Here is a 21,943-nt window from a genome sequence, read left to right as displayed (position 1 = left end):
CAGTTCCTCAGACCGGCTTCATCACCAGGCTGGCGTTGGTGCCGCCGAACCCGAACGAATTGTTGAGCACCGCGCGTACCTGCCGCTTCTTGGCGGTGTGCGGCACCAGGTCGACGCCCGCGCAACTGTCGCTCGGATTGTCGAGGTTGAGCGTCGGCGGCACGATCTGGTCGCGCATCGCCAAAATGCAGAAGATGCTCTCCACTGCACCCGCACCACCCAGCAGGTGGCCGATCGCCGACTTGGTCGAGCTCATCGACAATCCGCCGATCGCGTCGCCGAACAACCGCCTCACCGCGCCCAGCTCCAGCTCGTCGCCGAGCGGGGTCGAGGTGCCGTGCGCGTTGATGTAGTCGATGTCGTCGAGGCTCAGCCCCGACTTGCGCAACGCCATCTCCATCGAACGGTACGCGCCCGAGCCTCCTGGGTGCGGGGCCGTCACGTGATAGGCGTCGCCTGACAAGCCGTAGCCGATCACCTCGGCGTACATCTTCGCGCCGCGTGCCTTCGCGCGCTCATATTCTTCCAGCACGACGACGCCCGCGCCCTCGCCCATCACGAAGCCGTCGCGATCCTTATCGTAGGGGCGCGACGCCTTCTCCGGTTGGTCGTTGAACGCGGTCGACAGCGCGCGCGCCTGCGCGAAGCCAGCGATGCCCAGCGGGCAGATCGCGCCCTCCGCACCGCCCGCCAGCATCACGTCGGCGTCGTCCATCGCGATCATCCGCGCGGCGTCGCCGATCGAGTGCGCGCCCGTCGAGCAGGCGGTCACGACCGCGTGGTTCGGCCCCATCAGCCCGTATTTGATCGTCACCTGACCCGTGATCAGGTTGATCAGCCGCCCATGGACGAAGTGCGGCGAGACGCGGCTCGGCCCCTTCTCGTGCAGCACGATCGACTCGCTCTCGATTCCCGGCAGGCCACCGATGCCCGCGCCGATCGAGGCGCCTGCGCGGTAGCGCTCGGCTTCGCTCATCTCGGTCAGCCCGGCGTCTTCAAGCGCCTGGCACGCCGCGTCGATGCCGAACACGATGAACGGATCGACCTGTCGCTGCACCTTGTGGTCGACGCGCTTGTTGGCGTCGAAGCCATATTCGTGCCCCGCGGGCTTCACCTCGCAGGCGATGCGGCATTTCTGGTTCGACGCGTCGAAGCGCGTGATCGGGCCCGCTCCCGACTTGCCGGCGATGAGATTGGCCCATGCCGTTTCCACGTCCGCACCGAGCGGGGTGACGAGGCCGAGACCGGTGACGACGACGCGACGCATAGGCATTCCTTCTTCACCCCTGGCGCGCGGCGCATCGTGCGCGCGGGTGTCTTCTCAAACCGAAACGGCTCCCCGCCCTCTAGCCGAGGATGGGGAGCCGCTCAAATCTCGTGTCTCCGAGTTAAGGGATCAGCCCTTATGCTCGTCGATATAGGTGATCGCGTCCTTGACGGTCGTGATCTTCTCGGCGGCGTCGTCGGGGATCTCGACCCCGAACTCTTCCTCGAACGCCATCACCAGCTCGACGATATCGAGGCTGTCCGCGCCCAGATCGTCGATGAAGCTGGCATCCTCGGTCACCTTGTCGGCTTCGACGCCCAGGTGCTCGACGACGATCTTCTTCACGCGGTCGGCAGTCTCGCTCATGGTAATCCCTCTTCTTCTTGGGGGGTCAGTAACTTCCTGAACGCAGGTAGAACGGGCAGCGTTTCGTGACAAGTGCGACGTTTACCGGGCGAACGGCCCGTCTCGCCGCATCGCTGCCACCTGGATCATACCATCGCCATGCCGCCGTTAACGTGCAGCGTCTGCCCAGTGACGTAGCCCGCCTCCTTGGATGCGAGATACACGACCGCTGCGGCAATGTCCTCGCCGGTGCCCAGGTCACCGTTGGGGATACGCCCGACCAGCGCGCTTTTCTGCGCCTCGGGCAGCACATCGGTCATCGCCGAGCGGATGAAGCCCGGCGCGACGCAATTCACCGTGATGTTGCGGCTGGCGAGTTCCTGCGCCAACGCCTTCGACATGCCGACCAGCCCCGCCTTCGACGCGGCATAGTTCGCCTGGCCTGGGTTACCGGTCTGCCCGACGACCGAGGTGATCGAGACGACGCGGCCGAAACGCTGCTTCATCATCGGCTTGGCCGCCGCACGGATCAGGCGGAACGCGGCCTCCAGATTGACGCGGATCACTGCGTCCCATTCCTCGTCCTTCATCCGCATCGCCAGATTGTCGCGCGTGACGCCGGCGTTGTTGACGAGAATGTCGAGCCGCCCGCCCAGCGCCTGCACCGCCGCGGGGACGAGCCCGTCGACCGAGGCGGCGTCCGACAGATCGCATGGAAGGAACACAGGAGCGAGATCGTCGTTCTGCGCGGTTGCATGAGAAAATGAGACACGCTCACCATCTCGCATGACATTCGCAGTCTGCTGGGCAGCGCGTAACTTTTCTGCGTTTGTCCCCGACCACGCAACACGAGCACCTTGCAAGGTCAACGCACGAGCGATTTCTGATCCGATGCCACCCGACGCGCCGGTCACCAGCGCGGTCATGCCTGAAAGATCGAACATGCTTCTTCTCCTCAGTGTGCGGGTCAGAGCGTCTTGGTCAGCGCTTCGACGTCGTCCATCGTCACCACGCTGGTGACGGTCGCATCGGGCACGATCCGCTTGACCATCGGTCCCAGCACCTTGCCGCCGAACTCGACGAACTCGGTGACGCCCGCCTCGGCCATCGCCAGCACCGATTCGCGCCAACGCACGCGCCCCGTGACCTGCTCGACCAGCAGCCGCCGGATCGCGCCCGGATCGGCCACCGCGGCCGCGTCGACATTCGCGAACACGGGCACGAGCGGCGCGCGCAGATCGGCCTCGGCGAGTGCCGCCTCCATCGCGGTCGCGGCGTCCGCCATCAGCGCGCAGTGGAACGGCGCCGATACAGGGAGCAGCACCGCGCGCTTCGCGCCCATTTCCTTCGCCAGCGCGACCGCACGCTCGACCGCGGCGCGGTGGCCGGAGATCACGACTTGGCTCGGATCATTGTCGTTGGCCACGGTGCAGACCAGCTCCGCGCCGCCTTCGGCCAGGATCGAATCAACCGCCGCGCCCGCGATCACGCCCGCCTTCTCGACGTCGGCCCCCAGCAGCGCCGCCATCGCCCCCTCGCCGACCGGCACCGCCGCCTGCATCGCGCGCCCGCGCAGCTTGAGCAGCCGCGCGGTGGTCGCCAGATCCAGCGCCTCGGCCGCGCACAAGGCGCTATATTCGCCGAGCGAGTGACCCGCGACGTAATCGGCTTTCTCGGCCAGACGCACGCCGCCTTCGTGTTGCAGCACCCGCAGGGTCGCGATCGCATTCGCCATGATCGCGGGCTGCGCATTCTCGGTCAGCGTGAGGTCGTCCGCCGGACCGTCCCACATCACGCGGCTCAGATGCTGGCCGAGCGCGTCATCGACCTCCTCGAACACCGCGCGCGCGGTCGGCGACGCGTCGGCGAGTGCGCGACCCATCCCGACCGCCTGGCTGCCCTGTCCGGGGAAAATGAATGCGCGCATCGCCCTCTCCATGCGTGAAGGGCTGCGCTGCTAGGCGCGGGGGCGATAGCGGTCAACTGGAGCGGCGGACCAGCACCGCCTCCGGGCTAGGCGCGAACATCCGCCGCGCGACCGCGCCGGGCACCAACGGTTCGAGCTCCAGCGCGCGCAGGATTGCCCCGACCCGCGTCGGCGGCGAGGGATAGCGCGCCACCACCTGCCCCGCGGGCGCGTGGTCCGCCTCGGCGATCTCCAGCCCGCCAGGCCGCGCGGGCGCGTAGCGCAAATTCTCGCGCCCGGCGTACAGCATCGGGATCAGCGCGCGGCGCACCGTCTGCGGATCGCCCGCGATCACCTCGTGCGAGTGCGCGGCGGAGGCCTCAACCATCGCCTCCATCACCCAGCGCGGATGCGCGTTGCCGACACCCATCAGCAGCAGGTTGCTCGACACCAGGACAGTCAGCAGCATGACCCGCCAGACGGCCGAGAGCCGCGCCACCCAGACCGCGACGATCACCACCGCCGCGAGCGCGGGCAGCGTGAAGTAGCGCGGGTTGAGCACCAGCTTGCCGTACAGCACCGCCACCAGCAGGAACATCGCGCCCGCCATCGCGGAGAGCACCACCATTCGCGGACACTGCTCCCGCGGAACCAAGCCCCAAGCGCCCAGCCCCACCGCCGCGCCCGCGATCCAGAACAGCAGCCCGAAATCGTCGTTGATCAGCAGCACCAGCAGCGGATCGATTGGCGGCCAAAGCGGGAAATTGCCTTCCATGTTCGCCGCGCGGTCGATGTGATCGTCGTGATTGAACGCGATGGTGTAGCGCCGCAGCGGATCGCCGGTCAGCGCCCATTGGTACAGCGCCTCGCCCCCCAGCACGACCGCGACCCCGACGCCCACCGCGATCAACACGCCGCGCGGCACCGGTCGCCCGAGCAGAAACAGCGGCACCAGCCCGACGAGCGGCAGCACGCTAGTCTCACGACACAACACCGCCACCCCGAACGCGATGCCCGCCGCAACCCCGCGCAGATAGCCCGCACGGTCCGCGCGCGCGCCGCCCAGCAGCATCACGCCCAGCACCAGCGCCGCCGCCTCGATCAAATCGACCGACACGGTCGTCGCGTGACTGACGATCACCGGCAGCGTCGCGGTCAACAGCGCCGCAATCCACCCAGCGAGCGCGCCCGCCACCTTGGCTGCGAACACCCCCGTCACCGCGACTAAAGCTGCGTAGAAGATCATCGCCGTCACCGCGAACGCCGCGAACCCCTGCCCCATCGCGCGCAGCACCGCGGCAAAGGTCAGCGTCAGCGGGAAGCGGGTCGTCCAGTGGTTGTCGCCCGGAAACGGCGGCTGCGTCATCACCTTCATCGCGCCCTGCCAGTAGAGCGAATCGTCCGACGCCTCGAACCCGATCCAGCCGATCCACAGCGCAGCCGCGGCGCAGGCGAGCAGCACCAGCAGCCACGGCAACGTGCGTGCGCGGTCATTCGCGTCGATGCGATGAAAGGTGTGATGCATCTTCATGCGCGCGGACCTAGCGCGCCGCCGCTTATGATTTGGTTGAAGCGGGCGAAATCGCGGCCTTTCTGACGCCTCATTCAGACTAGGCGTCGGTCCGCGACAATTTGCGACCAATTGGTGCCGCCCGCGACACGGGAACGCGACACGCGCTTCCTAATTTAGCTCTCGACGGCGGATCACGCCGCCGCAGATCAACGGGAGCCACGATCATGTTCAAGAAGATCATCCTTTCCGCCATTTCCGCTTCGGTCGCGCTGACGCCGATCGTCGCTGCCTCCGCCGAAGCGCAGACCCGCACCATCACCACGGTGAAGGAGCGTCGCAACGGCACAATCGTGCAGCGCACCGTCACGCGACAGAACGGCCCGCGCAACTGGCGCTCGGGTCAGCGTTTCGACCGCCGCTACGCCCCCAATTACGCGCAGATCGATTACCGCCAGTTCCGCGGTCGCGGACTCTACGCCCCGCCGCGCGGCTATCGCTGGGTCCGCTCCGGCCGCGACGCGGTGCTCATCTCGGATCGTGGCGGCACCGTCCGCACGGTGGTGACGCGCATCTACCGCTGATCCGAACACCCGCTCCGGCTTGCGTCACGGCGCAAGCTCGGGTATCGGACACAACGCTTCGGGCGGGATGGCATGGCCGTCCCGCCCTTCGCTTGTTTGAAGACGACAGCCGGAGGGGCGGTGCGCATGGGGCGTCCGTCAGCGATCGGCCAACATAGAAGGTAGCACATGGCTCTCTACGAGCACGTGTTCCTTGCGCGCCAGGATTTGGCACAGGCGCAGGTGGACACGCTGGCTGAAAACGCCAGCAAGATCGTGACCGACCACGGTGGTCGCGTCGTGAAGACCGAGAATTGGGGTCTGCGCAGCCTCGCGTATCGCATCGCGAAGAACCGCAAGGCGCATTACGTGATGCTCGAGATCGACGCACCCGGCGACACCGTCGCCGAGATCGAGCGTCAGGCCGGCATCAACGAAGACATCATCCGCTACATGACCGTCCGCGTCGACGAGCTGGAGCAGGGTCCGACCGTGATGATGCGCAAGCAGGAGCGCGACCGTGAGCGTCGTGCCGACCGCGGCGAGCGTGGTGGTGAGCGCGGCGATCGTGGTGACCGCGGCGACCGTGGTGATCGCGGCGGCGACCGTGGCCCCCGCCGTGAGGAGGAGTTCGCGTAATGGCCCGTCCGTTTTTCCGTCGTCGCAAGTCGTGCCCGTTCAGCGCCAAGGATGCGCCCCGGATCGACTACAAGGACGTCCGTCTGCTCCAGGGCTTCGTGTCCGAGCGCGGCAAGATCGTGCCCTCGCGCATCACCAGCGTGTCGGCCAAGAAGCAGCGTGAGCTCGCGCAGGCGATCAAGCGTTCGCGTCACCTGGGCCTGCTGCCCTATATCGTGAAGTAAGGAGTAGCAGACATGGACGTCATTCTGCTCGAGCGCGTCGAGAAGCTCGGCGCTATCGGCGACGTGGTGAAGGTGAAGGACGGGTTCGCCCGCAACTTCCTCCTGCCGCGCAAGAAGGCGCTGCGCGCCAACGAAGCCAACCGCAAGGTGTTTGAGGCCAACCGCGCCCGCATCGAGGCCGACAATGCGGCACGCCGCGGCGACGCCGAGAAGGAAGCCGGCTCGTTCAAGGACGCGCAGATCACGCTGATCCGTCAGTCCTCGAACACCGGTCAGCTCTACGGCTCGGTCGCGGTGCGCGATCTGGTCGAAGCGCTGGTCGCTGAAGGCTACAAGGTCAGCAAGGCGCAGGTCGTGCTCGATCGCCCGATCAAGGCGATCGGCCTGTACGACGTCAAGGTGCAGCTGCACCCCGAGGTCGTGGTGAACGTCAAGGTCAACGTCGCGCGCTCGCCCGAAGAGGCCGAGATGCAGGCGTCGGGCGTCGACGTCATGCAGCAGGTCTTCGAGGAAGGCCGGGACCAGGGCGGCTTCGTCGAAGCATATGATCCCAATGCGGAGCCCGGCGCCACCGCCGAGGTCCAGCAGGATCAGGCGCAGGGCTGACGCCCGCGCCGTTTCGGCAAACGAAAAAGGCCGCTCGGGAAACCGGGCGGCCTTTTTGTTTGCGCTGATGCTGCGGGTCAGCGGCGGATCGGCTTCACGGATACATCAGCACCGCAGACACAACGGCGGAGAACGGGATCAGCGCGAGGACGACGGGGAAGAGCTGCTTCATGGCATCACCTTGCGACCATGGTTTGATGTTGCGCGGTAGAATGCGCGAGCCGCGATAGGGTTTCCCGCAGATTAACGCAGGCGTCAGGACGCCTCCCCGCCGTGCCCGGCAAACGCGTTGCAAAGGTGTCCGGCTTTCTGCCTTAGTTACTTAGATCGCTGAGATATTCTCCCTGCCGACCACCCGCACCTTACAGAACTGTCCTACAACGGAACAAGCCGCTACGCCTCATCGGTTCTTTGCCACGTCGAAACTCCGCCCCGCCGCGTCGCCCAGCCACGCGACCATGTCGCCGGTCCACCACCTCGGCAAAGGTGCGCGTTGGTGTGACCTTCCCGTGACCTTCCGATCGCGCGACCGGCGATCAGAGCCGCTGCACCGTCCTGAACTGCACCCGCGCCTCCTCGCCCATCAAATGCTGCAGCACGATCCACAATCCGGTCACCGCCTCGCTGCCCGCGGCCCGGTACGCGCGCACCACATTGTCGTGCAGGTCGTCAAAAATCGCCTTCTCGAGCTTCGCGCCCTCGGGCGTCAGCTTGAGCAGCCGCTGCCGACGATCTCGCTCGCCGGTGTGCTGTTCCATCAATCCCTTGGCGATCAGCTGCTTGGCGACGCGCCCGAACGACTGTTTGGTGATCCCCAGGATCGCGAGCAGCGCGGTTACGTTGATCCCAGGCTGCCGCGCGACGAAATACATGATGCGATGATGCGCCCGCCCCAGCCCCAGCTCGGCGAGCGTGTCGTCGGCGTGCCGCAGGTGACGCGTGTTGGAAAAGAACAACAGGTCCATGCCGCCGCGAATCGTTTCTTCGCGTAGGAACTCGTCGCCGGGCGGAAGCAGGATCTCGGTCATCGCGCCACGATGCCAAGGCAAACTAGGTTAATCCAGACCCGTCGCGCATTCGTTAGCGCTACCCCGTCCCGCTTTCGCGCACGGTGTGGCTTCAGCGCCTGCCGAACAGCCGCTCGATGTCGCCGTGCGCCAACTTGACCCAGGTCGGTCGCCCGTGATTGCACTGGCCCGAATGCGGCGTCGCCTCCATCTCACGCAACAGCGCGTTCATCTCGGCGACCGACAGCACGCGTCCGGCGCGTACCGACCCATGACACGCCATCGTTCCCGCGATCGCGTCCAGCCGCTCGCGCAAGCTCAACGCCTCGTCATAGGCGGCGAGCTCGTCCGCCAGGTCGGTCACCAACCCGCTCGGGTCCGCGCTGCCGAGCAGGGCCGGCGTCGCGCGCACCAGCATCGCGCGCGGACCGAAGCGCTCCAGCTCCAGCCCCAGCTCGCCGAGTTCACCGGCTCGCGCCTCAAGCCGGTCGCACGCCGGCTCCTCCAACTCGACCACCTCGGGCAGCAACAGCGCTTGGCTCGCGACCACGCCACCCGCTAGCGCGCGGCGCATCCGCTCGAGCACCAGCCGCTCATGCGCGGCATGCTGGTCGACCAGCACCAGCCCGTCCTCGGCTTCTGCGACAATATAGGTCTTGCTCACCTGCCCGCGCGCGACACCCAGCGGATGCTCGCGCGTCTCCGGCGGCGGCGCCCAGGCCGGCTCGGCGCGCGCGAGCGGGGGTGCGGCGATGAAGCTCGCATGGCGCTCATTCACGTAGGACGGCGCGGTGGCCGGCGAATCGAGCAGGCTCACCTGCGTCGCCTCCCCGCTCCACGCCGCCGGTGCCGCAAGCGGCTCCTGCTGCCACATCGCGAGCGCGTCCTCGCTCGGCCGCTGCACCGCGCGGTGCCCGGCGGCGTCGAGCGCGCGGCGAAGGCCTGAGACGATCATGCCGCGGATCATGGCCGGATCACGGAAGCGCACCTCGGTCTTCGCCGGATGAACGTTCACGTCGACCAGATCGGCCGGCAGGTCGAGGAACAACGCCACCACCGCGTGACGATCACGCGGCATCATCTCGGCATAAGCACCGCGGATTGCGCCCAGCAGCAGTCGGTCCTTCACCGGCCGTCCGTTGACGAACAGATGTTGGTGATCGGCCACGCCGCGATGGAACGTCGGCAGCCCGGCGACGCCGCCCAGGACCACGCTGTCGCGCTCCAGGTCGATCGCGACCGAATTGTCGGCGAGCGCGCGGTCGGTCAACGCCGCGACTCGCGCCGGCCGGTCGTGCTGCGCCGGCACGCTCAACGCGCGCCGCCCGTCATGCTCGACCGCGAAGGCGATCTCGGGTCGGGCGAGCGCCAGCCGGCGTACCACGTCGAGACAGGCGCCATATTCCGCCCGCGCGGAGCGCAGGAACTTTCGCCTCGCCGGCACCCGCGCGAATAATTCCTCGACCACCACACGCGTCCCCGGCGGCAGCGCGGCCGGGCCTTCGCGCACCACGACGCCGTTGTCGACCGCGCGCGCCCAGCCCTCCGCCCGCGCTGGCCGACTCTCGATCGTTACCCGCGCGACGCTCGCGATCGAGGGCAGCGCCTCGCCGCGGAAACCCAGCGTCTCGACCCGGTCGATATCCTCGTGCGGCAGCTTGGACGTCGCGTGGCGTTCCAGCGCGAGCGCGATCTCGGCGGGCGCCATGCCGCAGCCGTCATCGGCCACCGCGATCCGCTCCACCCCGCCCCCGACCAGTTCCACCGCGATGCGCGTCGCGCCCGCGTCGATCGCGTTCTCGACCAGCTCCTTCAACGCACTGGCCGGTCTTTCCACCACTTCACCGGCGGCGATCCGGTTGACCAGATGCTCGGGCAGACGACGTATTGACACGGTGGTGTCCCTAGCCCAAGCGGCCTCATCCCGCGACCTGAAAGATTGATTTCGCGAAGCCGCCAGCGTGGCTTCGACGGGCCGGGCACAGGCAAGAACCGCCGGCCAACGGCGCCACACGGAACGCATCTCACATGGTCTTCTCGCGCTTGTTCAAGATGTCCTCGCACGACATGGCGATCGATCTCGGAACGGCGAACACCGTCGTCTATGTCCGCGGTCGCGGCATCGTGCTCAACGAACCGTCGGTCGTTGCCGTCGAGACGATCAACGGGCAGAAGCGCGTCAAGGCAGTCGGCGACGATGCCAAGCTGATGATGGGCAAGACGCCGGGCACGATCGAGGCGATCCGCCCGCTGCGCGACGGCGTGATCGCCGACATCGACGTCGCCGAGCAGATGATCAAATATTTCATCGAAAAGGTGCATGGGCAGCGCCGCTTCATGCGCTGGCCCGAGATCGTAATCTGCGTCCCTTCGGGCTCGACCAAGGTGGAGCGCCGCGCGATCCGCGACGCCGCGCAGAACGCGGGTGCGAGCCAGGTGTGGCTGATCGAGGAGCCGATGGCGGCCGCGATCGGCGCCGACATGCCGGTCACCGAGCCGGTCGGCAGCATGGTGGTCGACATCGGCGGCGGCACGACCGAGGTCGCCGTGCTGTCGCTCCGTGGCCTCGCCTACACCACTTCGGTTCGCGTCGGCGGCGACAAGATGGACGAGGCGATCGTCTCCTACGTCCGCCGAAATCACAATCTGCTGATCGGTGAAGCGACCGCCGAGCGGATCAAGCAGGAACTCGGCTGCGCGAAGCCCCCGGTCGACGGCATCGGCAAGACGGTGTTCGTGAAAGGTCGCGACCTCGTCAACGGCGTGCCAAAGGAAATCCCGATCACGCAGGCGCAGATCGCCGAAGCGGTCAGCGAGCCCGTGGCGCAGATCGTCGACGGTGTCCGCATCGCACTGGAGAACACCGCGCCCGAACTCGCCGCCGACATCGTCGATCAGGGCATTGTCCTGACCGGCGGCGGCGCACTGTTGCAGGGCTTGGACGAAGTGCTGCGCGACGAGACCGGGCTGCCCGTCACCATCGCCGACGATCCGCTGATCTGCGTCGCGATCGGCACTGGTCGTGCGCTGGAAGATCCGATGTTCCGCGCTGTCCTGCAGAGCGGCTGAAGGACAAGAGCGATATATGGCGCCGCCGCGTGATCGGCGCCCGGGTTTCTCGCGACGGGCGCAATATGGTGTGTTCTTCGGCTACATCCTCGCCATTGCCGGCGGGGTTGTCGGCGCGGTGCTGCTCGCGCTGTCGCTGCTGAACCCATCCACCTTTGCGCCGGTGCGTGCCGGCATGGCGGAAGTGACCGCGCCGGTGTCGAGCGCGCTGGCGGTAGCGGTGGACACCGTGTCCGGCGTGCCTGGTGCGATCGCATCGTGGTGGAACGTCCACGGCAAGAATGCCGAGTTGACGGCACAGGTCGCGCGCGCGCGTCCGGCGCTGGTTGCGGGGCACCTCGCACAGCTCGAGAATGCGCGGCTGCGTCGCTTGCTGGCGGTGCGCGATCTCCAGCCTGCCGTGATCGTCACCGCGCGGATCGTCAGTTCCAGCGCGTCAAGCACGCGGCGCTTCGGCCTGCTCAATGCCGGCGCCTGGCAGGGCGTGCGCGAGGGACAGCCGGTGCAAGGGCCCGAAGGACTCGTCGGTCGTGTGCTGGAAACCGGGCCGAACACCGCGCGCGTGCTGCTGTTGACTGATCCGCAGAGCATCGTGCCGGTCCGCCGGCTGCGCGACGGCCTGCCCGCGCTCGCCGCCGGGCGCGGCGACGGCCTGATCGACATTCGCGTCATCGACACCGACGATGCGCACTTCAAGTCCGGCGACATCTTCGTGACCTCGGGCAGCGGCGGCATCTTCGCACCCGGCGTGCTGGTCGCGCGCGTGTTGCAACCCGGCCCCGAGACCGCACCGGCCAAGCCGTTCGCGCGTCCCGACGCGACCGATCTTGTTTCCGTTCGCGCGATCTACACCCCGCCGCCGTTGCCCGAGCCCGCAGCGAGGCCCGGTACCGCGCCATCGCCGCAGGCGAGCCCGACCGCTGACGCCGCACTTGCCGCGACACCGACCCGCCGATGACGCCTGAGCAACCGTTCCGCGAGCCGCTGCCGCTCGGCAGCGCGCGCCTGCTGCCGTGGTCGACCGTCATGGCGGGCTCGCTGCTGACGATCGTGCCGGTGGGCGCGACCTTAGCGCTGATGCCGCCGTTCGGGCTGCTGGTGCTACTGTCGTGGCGGCTGCTCGCGCCGTTCGCGATCCGGCTATGGGCGCCCGCCGCGCTCGGCTTGTTCGACGACATCGTATCGGGTCAACCGATCGGCAGCGCGATGCTGCTGTGGACGCTCGGCTACTTCCTCGTCGGCGTCATGGAGGCGCGTTCGGGCATGCGTGATTTCTGGCAGAATTGGGTGATCGCGGCGGTGGCGATCACCTTGTGCCTGGTGGGCGGACGCATCATTGCCACGCCAGTGGCGGCGCACGTCGATGTCGCACTGGCGATGCAGATCACGCTGTCGATCCTGTTCTTTCCCGCGGTCGCGTATCTGATCGGTCGCCTCGACGCGCGGCGGGTGCGCTGATGCTGCGCGGCCCCCGCGTGCTCACCGAGTCGATGCAGGCGTTCAGCTTTTCGAGGCGCGCCTGGCTGCTCGGACTCGGCCAATTGGGCGTGGGCGGGCTGCTCGTCGGGCGCATGGCATGGCTGTCGATCGCGCAGAACGAGCGCTACAATCTCCTGTCGGAGAGCAACCGCGTCAACAACACGATGATCCCGCCGCGGCGCGGCTGGATCGTCGACCGACACGGTCAACCGATCGCCAACAACCGCACCGACTTCCGCGTCGACCTGATCCCCGACCGCTTGGTCGACAGGGATGCGACGCTCGCCGCCTTGCGCAAGCTCCTCGCGCTCACTGACGAGGACATGCTGCGGGTCGAGGCCGATTTGAAGAAGGCCGCCGGGTTCCAACCGGTGCCGGTGGCCGAGAACATCGATTGGGAGCGCTTCGCCGCGGTTTACGTCCGCCAACCTGAGTTACCGGGCGTCGCCCCCACCCGCGGTTTCGCGCGCAACTATCCCGCCGGCGCCGCGGTCGCGCACCTGACCGGCTACGTCGGCGCGCCTTCCGTCGAGCAATATCGTGCCACACGCGATCCGCTGCTCGTGACCCCCGGCTTCAAGCTCGGCAAGGATGGGCTGGAAAAGACGCTTGAGCCCATCTTGCGCGGCAAGGCAGGGGCGAAGCGGGTCGAGGTCACCGCGCGCGGCAAGGTCGTTCAGGAACTCGCCACGCGCAAGGACGAACCCGGGCGCACCGTGCGGCTGACGATCGACGCCGGATTACAGGAATATGCCGCACGGCGCCTTGGCACCAACTCGGGCTCGGCGGTCGTGTTCGACTGCCTGTCGGGCGAGATGCTGGCGATGGTGTCGATGCCCGCCTACGATCCCAACAGCTTCTCGGAGGGGATTAGCCACCTGGAATGGGACTTGCTGTCGAACGACGACCACGTGCCGCTGATGAACAAGGTGACGCAGGGGCTTTATCCGCCGGGCTCCACCGTCAAGCCGATGAACGGCCTCGCGCTAATGGCGGCAGGGGTGAGCCCGAACGAGCGGGTGTTCTGTTCGGGCGCGATGCGTGTCGGCACCAGCGTGTTCCACTGCCACAAGCGCCACGGTCACGGTCCGCTCGATCTCAAGAACGCGATCATGCAGAGCTGCGACATCTATTTCTACGAGATGATCCGCCGTGTCGGTTACGACAAGATCGCACCGGTTGCGCGCGCGCTGGGCCTGGGCGAGAAGTTCGACCTGCCCTTCTCGACGCAGCGCTACGGCACCGTTCCCGACAGCGCGTGGAAGCTGCGCAAGTATAAGACGAAGTGGAGCGTCGCAGACTCGCTCAACGCTTCGATCGGTCAGGGCTACGTGCTCGCCAACCCGCTGCAGATGGCGGTGATGGCGGCGCGCATGGCATCGGGCAAGGCGCTCGTCCCGACGATCCTGCGCGATCCGTTCAAGCCGCAGGCGAAGCCGCTCGCGATCGATCCCGACCATTTCCGCATCATCCGCGAGGCGATGAACGGCGTCGTCAACTTGGGCGGCACCGGCGGCGCGGCGCGGATGCAGGTGCCGGGCGTCGGCCTGGCGGCGAAGACCGGCACCGCGCAGGTGCGGCGCATCACCATGGCGGAGCGCCGCTCGGGCGTGCTCAAGAACGGGCAATTGCCATTCAAGCTGCGCGATCACGCGCTGTTCGTCTGCTTTGCCCCCTACGACAACCCACGCTACGCCGCGGCCGTCGTGTTGGAGCATAACGGCCACACGGTGCGCAACCTCGACACGCCGCTGATCGGGCGCGACATCATGACCTATCTGTTCGACCGCGAGCGCGCGATGAAGTCGCTGGCCGAGGTCGAGCCGACCTGGGGTGGTGACATCCGCACCCGCATGGCGGCGCAGGAGGCCGCCTACCGCGCCGCGCACACCGCCCCACCCGCTCAGGCGGCCGCGACCGAAACCGATGCTCCTGCACCCACCGAGGCACGCGCGGTGGAGGTCGCCACCGACATCCAGAACGCGAGCCAAGCCGCGGTCGAGCGCGACATCGCCAACGGTGCCGGGCCGGCGCAGACCGGTTCGCCCGAGCCCGACATGGACGACATGCGCAACCTGCCGCCGCTTCCACCCGCTACCGCCACGGAGCCGCCACGTTGAGGTCGATCATCCCCTCGCCGCTGACGATCCTGCCGTGGCGCACGTTGCTGCTCGTGGTGGCAATCGGTTGTTTCGGATTGGTGGTGCTCTATTCCGCCGCCAACGGCAGCATGCGCCCTTGGGCGTTGCCGCAAGGCGTGCGCTTCTTCGTGTTTCTCGGCGGCTCGCTCGTCCTGTCGCGCGTTCCGCTGCAATGGTGGCGCAACCTCGCTTTTCCCGCTTACGGCGGGCTAGTCGTGGCACTCCTGCTGGTCGAACTGCTCGGCGCGGTACGCGGGGGTAGCCAGCGCTGGCTCGACCTCGGCTTCATCCGCCTGCAACCGTCCGAATTGATGAAGATCGGCATCGTGCTCGCCGCCGCGCGCTTCTACGAGATGCTGCCCGCGGCCGAGACGCGCAAGTTCGTCGCGATCTGGCCGGTCGCGGCGCTGATCGGCGTGCCGGCCGCGCTTGTCATGCTCCAGCCCGATCTCGGCACTGCGCTGATGATCTGCGCGGGCGGCGCGACGGTCATGTTCCTCGCGGGCGTGCCGCTTCGGCTGTTCGTCGGTGGCGCCGCCGCGCTGGCGATCGCCGCGCCGCTCGCCTTCATGTTCGCGTTGCACGATTACCAGCGCAACCGGGTACTGATCTTCATGGACCCCGAGAGCGACCCGCTCGGCACCGGCTACCACATCAGCCAGTCGAAGATCGCGATCGGATCGGGCGGCATCTTCGGCAAGGGCTTTCTCCAGGGCACGCAGAGCCACCTCGATTATCTGCCCGAGGGACAGACCGACTTCGTCTTCGCCACCATGGCGGAGGAATGGGGCCTGATCGGCGGCATCTTCATCATCGCCGCCTTCCTGCTGGTGATCCGTTGGGGCGTGAACGTCGGCGTGCGCGCGGAGAGCCGTTTCGCAAAGCTGGTCGCCGCGGGATTGTCGACCACCATCTTCTTCTACGTCGCGATTAACCTGATGATGGTGATGGGGCTCGCCCCCGTCGTCGGTATCCCGCTGCCGCTGGTGAGCTTCGGCGGTTCGGCGCAAATGACGGTGTTGATCTCCCTCGGCATTCTGATGGGGATCGATCGCTCGACTCGACAGAAGTCTCTGTGGTGAGCGCGGGCGAAAAAATGCACGCTCAGCGGAAAAAAGGGGTTTGCAGAATCGGCCGGTCACGGTAGAGGCGCGCTTCCCGATCGGGAGCGACCAACCAAGCCGCTCCTTTCAACCGGTCATGGACGCATAGCTCAGTTGGTAGAGCAGCTGACTCTTAATCAGCGGGTCCTTGGTTCGAGCCCAAGTGCGTCCACCACCGCCTGTATCGGTACCCACCATCTTACGTGCTTAAAATAACCGGCAGCGTGACGCGCACACTGCCGGTCGCGTCACGTTAGTCGCGGATCGAGGAGCCTGCGTTCTGGAGCGCGGCACCCGTGCGGTCGGCGGCGCGATCGCCGGCGCGGTCGATCTTCTCGCCGGCGCGGTCGGCGGCGGCATCGGCTTCGCGGGCGGCTTCCTTCGTCTCGGCCGCGGCGCGGTCACCGGCCCGGTCGATCTTCTCGCCAGCGCGATCGGCGGCTGCCGCCACGTCGTCCGCTGCGCGCTCGGTCGCGTTCGCTGCGCGCGCACCGACCGATTTGGCGTCGTCGCCGATCGCGTCGGCTGCCTGCGACGTCTGCTCCTGCGCACGCTCGCTGCATGCGGCGAGCGGCATGGCGGCAATCGCGAATGCCAGACCCAAATGAACCTTCTTCATACATCCTCCCGGAACACGACGCGCGCGGCGTCCGACAAAGCGTCGTCGGCGCCATACGCCGGCAACGGCAGCAACAACCCGGTATGCGGCGCAACTGTTCCGCAGCGGCAACGAAAGCAGCGACGACGTTCTTCGGCCCTGCAAAGCGCGGCGCGATCACGCGCCGGTCACAATTGTGCGGCACCGCTATCACCATGCGATTACTAGCCTTTGCCGTTACGGCACTCCTCGCGCTGCCCAGCCCCGTGCTTGCCTGGGGCAAGACCGGACACCGTGTCGTCGGTGCGATCGCCGACCCGTTGCTCACACCGTCCGCGCGCGCCGGCGTGCGTAGCATTCTGGGCGTGGAGACGATGGCCGAGGCATCGAACTGGCCCGACTTCATGCGAGCCGACCCGGCGCCCTATTGGCAACGCCAATCGACCCCGTGGCATTACGTCACCGTGCCGAAAGGCGCGGGTTACGCCCAGGTCACGCCCCCGCCTGAGGGAGACGCGGTGACCGCGCTGCGCCGGTTCAGCGCAACCGTTCGGGACAAGAGCGCCCCCCTTCCCGAGCGTCAGGCCGCGCTGCGCTTCATCATCCACATCGTCGGCGACCTGCATCAGCCGCTTCACGCCGGTAACGGCACCGACAAGGGCGGGAATGAGGTGCCGGTGACCTTCTTCGGCAAGCCCACCAACCTGCACTCGGTGTGGGACTCGGGCCTGATCGACGACGAGCAACTGTCATACAGCGAGCTGGCGACGTGGCTGGGTGCACGAATTACCCCCGCCGATCGGCGCGCCTGGGCGAGCACCGACCCCGCCGTCTGGATCGCGGAGAGCACTGCGATGCGCGACCAGATCTACCCGACCGATCCGGCGCTGTCCTACGCTTACGTGTACCAGAACAAGGCGCGCGTCGAGCAGCGGCTGGAGATGGGCGGCGTTCGCCTCGCCGATTACCTCAACGCGCTGTTCCAGCCTCAGCGCAAGCGGCGCTGACACGAAAAGGGCGGCGTGCCCGCGACACGCCGCCCTCCTTGTCTCTCGCGGTCGAACCAATCAGGCGAGCGCGTCGGCCACGACCTTGTTGACGATCTTGCCGCCGCGCACGTTTAGACCTTCCATTAGGCCCGGGTTCTCCTCGCACGCCACATAGCCCATGTCAGCGAGCGCCAGACCATAGGGCAATGTCGCGTTGTTGAGCGCGTGGCTCGACGTCAGCGGCACCGCGCCCGGCATATTCGCGACGCAGTAATGGATTACGCCATCGACTTCGTAGGTCGGCTCGGCGTGTGTCGTCGCGTGGCTGGTCTCGAAACAGCCACCCTGATCGATCGCGACGTCGACCAGTACCGCGCGCGGCTTCATGTGGGCGAGCATCGGACGCGTCACGAGCTTGGGGGCCGAGGCACCGGGGATCAGCACCGCGCCGATGACGGCGTCGGCCTCGGCAATCTCCTGCTCGATCGATTCGAGCGTCGAGACGCGCGTGCGGACGCGGCCGGCGAACATGTCGTCAAGCTCGCGCAGGCGCGGAATCGAGCGGTCGATGATCGTCACCTCGGCACCCAGCCCGACCGCCATCCGCGCGGCATGCGTGCCGACGACACCGCCGCCCAGCACGACGACACGCCCCGGCTGCACGCCCGGTACGCCGCCCAGCAGCACGCCGCGCCCGCCGTTTGGTGCCTTCAATGCGTGCCCCGCCGCCTCGATCGACAGCCGCCCCGCGACCTCGCTCATCGGGGCCAGCAGCGGCAATTGCCCGCGCGCGTCGGTGACCGTCTCGTACGCCACCGCGGTCACGCCCGAGGCCATCAGCCCCTTGGCCTGCTCGGGATCGGGGGCGAGATGGAGGTAGGTGAACAGTATCTGCTCGTCGCGCAGCTGCACCCACTCGCTCGGCTGCGGCTCCTTGACCTTCACGATCATCTGCGCCCGCGCGAACACTTCCTCGGCGGTATCGACGATCTCGGCACCCGCTGCGCGGTAGACGTCGTCCGACGCCGCGATGCCCAGCCCGGCGCCTGCCTGCACCAGCACCTCGTGGCCATGCGCGACATATTCGCGCACCGCGCCCGGCGTCAGGCCGACGCGATATTCGTGGTTCTTGATTTCCTTGGGCACGCCGACGCGCATGGTAACTCTCCTCTAGTTTGCCGCCTTTTACTGCGTGGCGCGCGCACTTTCCCGGCAAAGCACGCTGCCCTCTTGTCCGAAGACGCCCACTTCCGGCATGATCAAGCAATATGGCGCCACAATCACAAACGCTCGACCGTGTCGACCGTCGGCTGCTCGGCGCTCTAGTCGAAAACGCGCGCGAAACTGCCTTCGCGCTCGCCGAGCGAATCGGGCGCAGCGCCACCGCGATCGCCCGGCGGCAACGCGCGTTGGAGGAAAGCGGCGTGATCGCGGGCTATGCCGCGCAACTCGACCTCGCTCGCCTGGGGCTCGGCACCACCGTCCACATCAAGATGACGCTGGAAAGCCAGCGCAAGGACGTACTCGACGCATTCGAGCGCGCGATCGCCGACAGCCCCTCGGTGGTGCGCTGCGATCTGATGTCGGGCTCGTACGACTATCTCGTCACCGTGCAGGCGCGCGACCTGGCGCATTTCGCCGAGGTCCACCGCGAAGAATTGTCACGATTGCCCGGCGTCACCAGCATGGAATCCGGATTCGTCCTGCGCGAGGTCGTCGCCGCGCGGTTGCCACTCCATCTGCTCGATTGAGGCGCGGTTGGAACCATGCGGTCGGCATGATAGCTTCGCCGACATGACCGAGCATGTGCCGATCACCAACGTGCCGACACGCGTGAAGCTACGGGTTGAGGATTACCTGTCGCTCGACCACGACGGCGCGTTCGAAGGCTACGGCAAGACGGAGCTGATCGACGGTGAGGTCACCTACATGAACGCGCAGCATCGGCCACACGCGCTCGCGAAGATGGCGCTATACGATGCGCTACGTGATGGTCTTCGTGCCGCCGGCTCTACGTTGCATGTCATGGTGGAAGCAAGTGTGGCGTGGGCACCCGTCGACGTTCCCGAGCCCGATCTGCTCCTCACGTCCGAACCACGCGGGCCCGGTCCGGTCCCCGGCGTGAGCGTTTCCCTGATAATACAGATTGCGGATGCGACGTTGCAGTCTGACCTGGACCGCAAGGCTGCTCTCTACGGGCGACACGGTGTTCGGGAGTATTGGGTTATCGACGTGAACGGCCGGACCATCCACCAGCTATCGTCGCCCACGAACGGTCGCTATGCCGACCATGTCCAGCATCAGTTCGGCGCTGTCATCACTGCCGCCACGATCGACGGGCTTACCGTCTCCACCGACCACCTCTGACCATCAACGCTCGCGCCAGTAGTCGAACGCCTTCCCCTGCTCGCCGGCGACAAAACATTCCGCCTCGCTGCCCTCCCACGCACCACGATAGCCGCGTCGCTCCGCCAGCGTCGTCCACCATCCCTGCCCCGGCAACCGATCACCCTCGCGCACCACCAACGCGGCGAGTGCCGGTTCGCCGACCGCCTCACCCGCGGCATCGATCGCGTCGAGCGTCTTGCACAACGCACGCATCTTCGGTCGCGTGAAGCGGTGGCCGAGTGCGCGCAACAGCTCGGAATAACTTACCGCCCGCCCCTCGCGCGCCGCGTTCACCAGCAGCCCGCGCACCAGCGCCACGTCGGCGATCGTGCCCGGCCCCTCGACCGGCACGATCCCCTCCGCCTCCAGCCAGCGCGGCAAATCGTCGCCGGTACCGGAGGCAGCGCGCATCAGCGCGTCAGCTTCTTATACGCCAGCCGCGTCGGACGATCGGCGGCATCGCCCAGACGACGGCGCTTGTCCTCTTCGTAGCTCTCGTAATTGCCCTCAAACCATTCGACGTGGCTATCGCCCTCGAACGCGAGGATATGCGTGCACAGACGATCGAGGAAGAAGCGATCGTGGCTGATGACCACCGCGCAGCCGGCGAACGTCTCCAACGCCTCTTCGAGCGCGCGCAGCGTCTCGACGTCGAGATCGTTGGTCGGCTCGTCGAGCAGCAGGACGTTGCCGCCCTCCTTCAGCATCTTGGCCATGTGGACGCGGTTGCGCTCACCGCCTGACAGCTGACCGACCTTCTTCTGCTGGTCGGGCCCGCGGAAGTTGAACGCACCCACATAGGCGCGCGTGCCCAGCTCCTGCTTGCCGAAGCGGAACACCTCCAGCTCGTCGGAGATTTCCTGCCACACGTTCTTGTTCGGATCGAGGTGGTCGCGGCTCTGGTCGACGTAGCCGAGCTTGACGGTCGAACCGACCTCGATCGTGCCGCCGTCGGGCTGTTCCTGGCCCGTGATGAGCTTAAACAATGTCGACTTGCCCGCACCATTCGGCCCGATCACGCCGACGATGCCGCCCGGCGGCAGCGTGAAGTCGAGCCCGTCGAACAGCAATTTGTCGCCATAGGACTTGGTCAGCCCCTTGGCCTCGATCACCTTGCCGCCCAAACGCTCGGGCAGCTGGATCAGGATCTGCGCCTTGCCCGCGACGCGGTTCTCCTGCTTCTCCATCAGCTCGTCGAACGCGCGAATACGCGCCTTGGACTTGGTCTGACGTGCCTTGGGGGTCTGGCGCATCCAGGCGAGTTCGTCGGCGATCGCGCGCTGACGGCCCGCCTCCTCGCGCTCTTCCTGTTCCAGCCGCTTGGACTTCTTCTCCAGATAGCCCGAATAGTTCGACTCGTAGGTGTAGTAACGCCCGCGATCGAGCTCGAGCACCCAGTTGACGACATTGTCGAGGAAGTAGCGGTCGTGGGTAACGAGAATGACGTTGCCGGTATATTCCTTCAGGAAGTTTTCCAGCCACGACACGCTCTCCGCGTCCAGGTGGTTGGTCGGCTCGTCGAGCAGCAGGATGTCGGGCTTCTCCAGCAGCAGCCGGCATAGCGCCACGCGGCGCTTCTCACCGCCTGACAGGTTGGTCACCGGCGAATCGGACGGCGGGCAGCGCAGCGCCTCCATCGCCTGTTCGAGCTGGCTGTCGAGCGACCATCCGTCCGCGGCGTCGATCTTCGCCTGGAGGTCACCCATCTCCTCCATCAGCGCGTCGAAATCCGTGTCGTCCTGCGGATCGCCCATCTCGGCCGAGATCGCGTTGAACCGATCAACCATCGCCGCGACCGGACCCGCGCCCAGGCGCACGTTCTCGATCACGGTCTTGCTGTCGTCCAGCTTAGGCTCCTGCGGCAGATAGCCGACGCGCACGCCCTCGGCGGCCCATGCCTCGCCGGTGAACTCGGTGTCGATCCCGCCCATGATCTTCATCAGCGTCGACTTGCCGGCGCCGTTCGGACCGATGATCGCGATCTTCGCGCCCGGAATGAATTGCAGGTGGATGTTGTTGAGCACGGGCTTGTTCGCGCCCGGGAAGGTCTTGGTAAGACCCTTCATGACGTAGGTGTACTGGACGGCCATGGGTCGCCTTCTCGCGTGA

General features: G+C 67.0%; 23 protein-coding genes and 1 tRNA gene. 13 read left to right on the top strand and 11 right to left on the bottom strand.

The window, feature by feature from the left end; genetic code table 11:
• Positions 1-7 precede the first annotated feature (7 nt).
• From fabF to HRV97_RS11130, 5 genes are all read right to left on the bottom strand, one after another.
• A complete protein-coding gene (fabF, locus tag HRV97_RS11150) occupies positions 8-1,267 on the bottom strand; it encodes a beta-ketoacyl-ACP synthase II (protein ID WP_174194343.1) in 1,260 nt (419 codons plus the stop codon).
• A gap of 129 nt (positions 1,268-1,396) precedes the next feature.
• A complete protein-coding gene (locus HRV97_RS11145; RefSeq protein WP_019515010.1) occupies positions 1,397-1,633 on the bottom strand; it encodes an acyl carrier protein in 237 nt (78 codons plus the stop codon).
• A 125-nt stretch (positions 1,634-1,758) separates the two neighbouring features.
• Positions 1,759-2,556, bottom strand: a complete 798-nt coding sequence (fabG, locus tag HRV97_RS11140) for a 3-oxoacyl-[acyl-carrier-protein] reductase (protein WP_174194342.1) — start codon at positions 2,554-2,556, stop codon at positions 1,759-1,761.
• A 23-nt stretch (positions 2,557-2,579) separates the two neighbouring features.
• On the bottom strand, positions 2,580-3,539 hold the full coding sequence (fabD, locus tag HRV97_RS11135) for an ACP S-malonyltransferase (protein ID WP_174194341.1): 960 nt from the start codon (positions 3,537-3,539) through the stop codon (positions 2,580-2,582).
• A 52-nt stretch (positions 3,540-3,591) separates the two neighbouring features.
• Positions 3,592-5,049, bottom strand: a complete 1,458-nt coding sequence (locus tag HRV97_RS11130; RefSeq protein ID WP_174194340.1) for a hypothetical protein — start codon at positions 5,047-5,049, stop codon at positions 3,592-3,594.
• A gap of 206 nt (positions 5,050-5,255) precedes the next feature.
• Between HRV97_RS11130 and HRV97_RS11125 the strand changes: the two genes are divergently transcribed.
• The 4 genes from HRV97_RS11125 to rplI all read left to right on the top strand — a co-directional run bounded on the left by HRV97_RS11125 (position 5,256) and on the right by rplI (position 7,060).
• Positions 5,256-5,612, top strand: coding sequence for an RcnB family protein (locus tag HRV97_RS11125; protein WP_174194339.1), 357 nt, complete (start codon positions 5,256-5,258; stop codon positions 5,610-5,612).
• 168 nt (positions 5,613-5,780) lie between these two features.
• Complete coding sequence (gene rpsF / locus HRV97_RS11120; protein WP_174194338.1) at positions 5,781-6,230, top strand: 30S ribosomal protein S6; 450 nt, start codon at positions 5,781-5,783, stop codon at positions 6,228-6,230.
• On the top strand, positions 6,230-6,454 hold the full coding sequence (gene rpsR, locus HRV97_RS11115; protein ID WP_010163758.1) for a 30S ribosomal protein S18: 225 nt from the start codon (positions 6,230-6,232) through the stop codon (positions 6,452-6,454). The genes rpsF and rpsR overlap by 1 nt, the downstream gene beginning before the upstream one ends.
• A gap of 12 nt (positions 6,455-6,466) precedes the next feature.
• Entirely contained in the window at positions 6,467-7,060 is a 594-nt protein-coding gene (rplI, locus tag HRV97_RS11110) for a 50S ribosomal protein L9 (protein WP_174194337.1), read from the top strand.
• A gap of 536 nt (positions 7,061-7,596) precedes the next feature.
• Here rplI and HRV97_RS11105 read toward each other — a convergent pair.
• Together HRV97_RS11105 and mutL are read right to left on the bottom strand one after the other, a co-directional pair.
• Positions 7,597-8,088, bottom strand: coding sequence for a MarR family winged helix-turn-helix transcriptional regulator (locus HRV97_RS11105; RefSeq protein WP_174194336.1), 492 nt, complete (start codon positions 8,086-8,088; stop codon positions 7,597-7,599).
• Between the two features lie 91 nt (positions 8,089-8,179).
• The gene (mutL, locus tag HRV97_RS11100; RefSeq protein ID WP_174194335.1) at positions 8,180-9,961 is read right to left on the bottom strand and encodes a DNA mismatch repair endonuclease MutL; all 1,782 of its coding nucleotides are present in this window, start codon (positions 9,959-9,961) and stop codon (positions 8,180-8,182) included.
• A 134-nt stretch (positions 9,962-10,095) separates the two neighbouring features.
• Here mutL and HRV97_RS11095 point away from each other — a divergent pair, with 134 nt between their 5' ends.
• The 6 genes from HRV97_RS11095 (at position 10,096) to HRV97_RS11070 (ending at position 16,034) form a co-directional block, all read left to right on the top strand.
• Positions 10,096-11,136, top strand: a complete 1,041-nt coding sequence (locus tag HRV97_RS11095) for a rod shape-determining protein (protein ID WP_174194334.1) — start codon at positions 10,096-10,098, stop codon at positions 11,134-11,136.
• 16 nt (positions 11,137-11,152) lie between these two features.
• Positions 11,153-12,094, top strand: coding sequence for a rod shape-determining protein MreC (locus HRV97_RS11090; protein ID WP_174194333.1), 942 nt, complete (start codon positions 11,153-11,155; stop codon positions 12,092-12,094).
• Complete coding sequence (gene mreD, locus HRV97_RS11085; protein WP_174194332.1) at positions 12,091-12,594, top strand: rod shape-determining protein MreD; 504 nt, start codon at positions 12,091-12,093, stop codon at positions 12,592-12,594. Before HRV97_RS11090 ends, mreD begins: the two co-directional genes overlap by 4 nt.
• On the top strand, positions 12,594-14,735 hold the full coding sequence (gene mrdA / locus HRV97_RS11080; protein ID WP_174194331.1) for a penicillin-binding protein 2: 2,142 nt from the start codon (positions 12,594-12,596) through the stop codon (positions 14,733-14,735). Before mreD ends, mrdA begins: the two co-directional genes overlap by 1 nt.
• A gap of 5 nt (positions 14,736-14,740) precedes the next feature.
• Positions 14,741-15,838 carry a rod shape-determining protein RodA gene (gene rodA / locus HRV97_RS11075; protein WP_174194461.1) on the top strand — a complete coding sequence of 366 codons (1,098 nt, stop codon included), beginning with the start codon at positions 14,741-14,743 and terminating at the stop codon, positions 15,836-15,838.
• A gap of 120 nt (positions 15,839-15,958) precedes the next feature.
• Positions 15,959-16,034, top strand: a tRNA-Lys gene (locus tag HRV97_RS11070).
• Between the two features lie 78 nt (positions 16,035-16,112).
• Here the strand turns inward: HRV97_RS11070 and HRV97_RS11065 are convergent.
• Positions 16,113-16,478 carry a hypothetical protein gene (locus HRV97_RS11065; protein ID WP_174194330.1) on the bottom strand — a complete coding sequence of 122 codons (366 nt, stop codon included), beginning with the start codon at positions 16,476-16,478 and terminating at the stop codon, positions 16,113-16,115.
• 194 nt (positions 16,479-16,672) lie between these two features.
• Between HRV97_RS11065 and HRV97_RS11060 the strand changes: the two genes are divergently transcribed.
• A complete protein-coding gene (locus HRV97_RS11060; RefSeq protein ID WP_174194329.1) occupies positions 16,673-17,464 on the top strand; it encodes a S1/P1 nuclease in 792 nt (263 codons plus the stop codon).
• 60 nt (positions 17,465-17,524) lie between these two features.
• On the opposite strand, the gene ald is transcribed toward HRV97_RS11060, so the two are convergent.
• Complete coding sequence (ald, locus tag HRV97_RS11055) at positions 17,525-18,604, bottom strand: alanine dehydrogenase (protein ID WP_174194328.1); 1,080 nt, start codon at positions 18,602-18,604, stop codon at positions 17,525-17,527.
• A 110-nt stretch (positions 18,605-18,714) separates the two neighbouring features.
• Here ald and HRV97_RS11050 point away from each other — a divergent pair, with 110 nt between their 5' ends.
• On the top strand, positions 18,715-19,197 hold the full coding sequence (locus HRV97_RS11050) for an Lrp/AsnC family transcriptional regulator (protein WP_174194327.1): 483 nt from the start codon (positions 18,715-18,717) through the stop codon (positions 19,195-19,197).
• 43 nt (positions 19,198-19,240) lie between these two features.
• Positions 19,241-19,813, top strand: a complete 573-nt coding sequence (locus HRV97_RS11045; protein WP_174194326.1) for a Uma2 family endonuclease — start codon at positions 19,241-19,243, stop codon at positions 19,811-19,813.
• Between the two features lie 3 nt (positions 19,814-19,816).
• On the opposite strand, the gene HRV97_RS11040 is transcribed toward HRV97_RS11045, so the two are convergent.
• Complete coding sequence (locus tag HRV97_RS11040) at positions 19,817-20,245, bottom strand: ribose-phosphate pyrophosphokinase (RefSeq protein ID WP_174194325.1); 429 nt, start codon at positions 20,243-20,245, stop codon at positions 19,817-19,819.
• Complete coding sequence (gene ettA / locus HRV97_RS11035; protein ID WP_174194324.1) at positions 20,245-21,924, bottom strand: energy-dependent translational throttle protein EttA; 1,680 nt, start codon at positions 21,922-21,924, stop codon at positions 20,245-20,247. The genes HRV97_RS11040 and ettA overlap by 1 nt, the downstream gene beginning before the upstream one ends.
• Positions 21,925-21,943: the final 19 nt, after the last annotated feature.

This window comes from Sphingomonas hominis (genome assembly GCF_013328205.1).
GTDB classification, from domain to species: Bacteria; Pseudomonadota; Alphaproteobacteria; order Sphingomonadales; family Sphingomonadaceae; genus Sphingomonas; species Sphingomonas hominis.
This window is presented reverse-complemented; position numbering and strand designations above follow the sequence as displayed.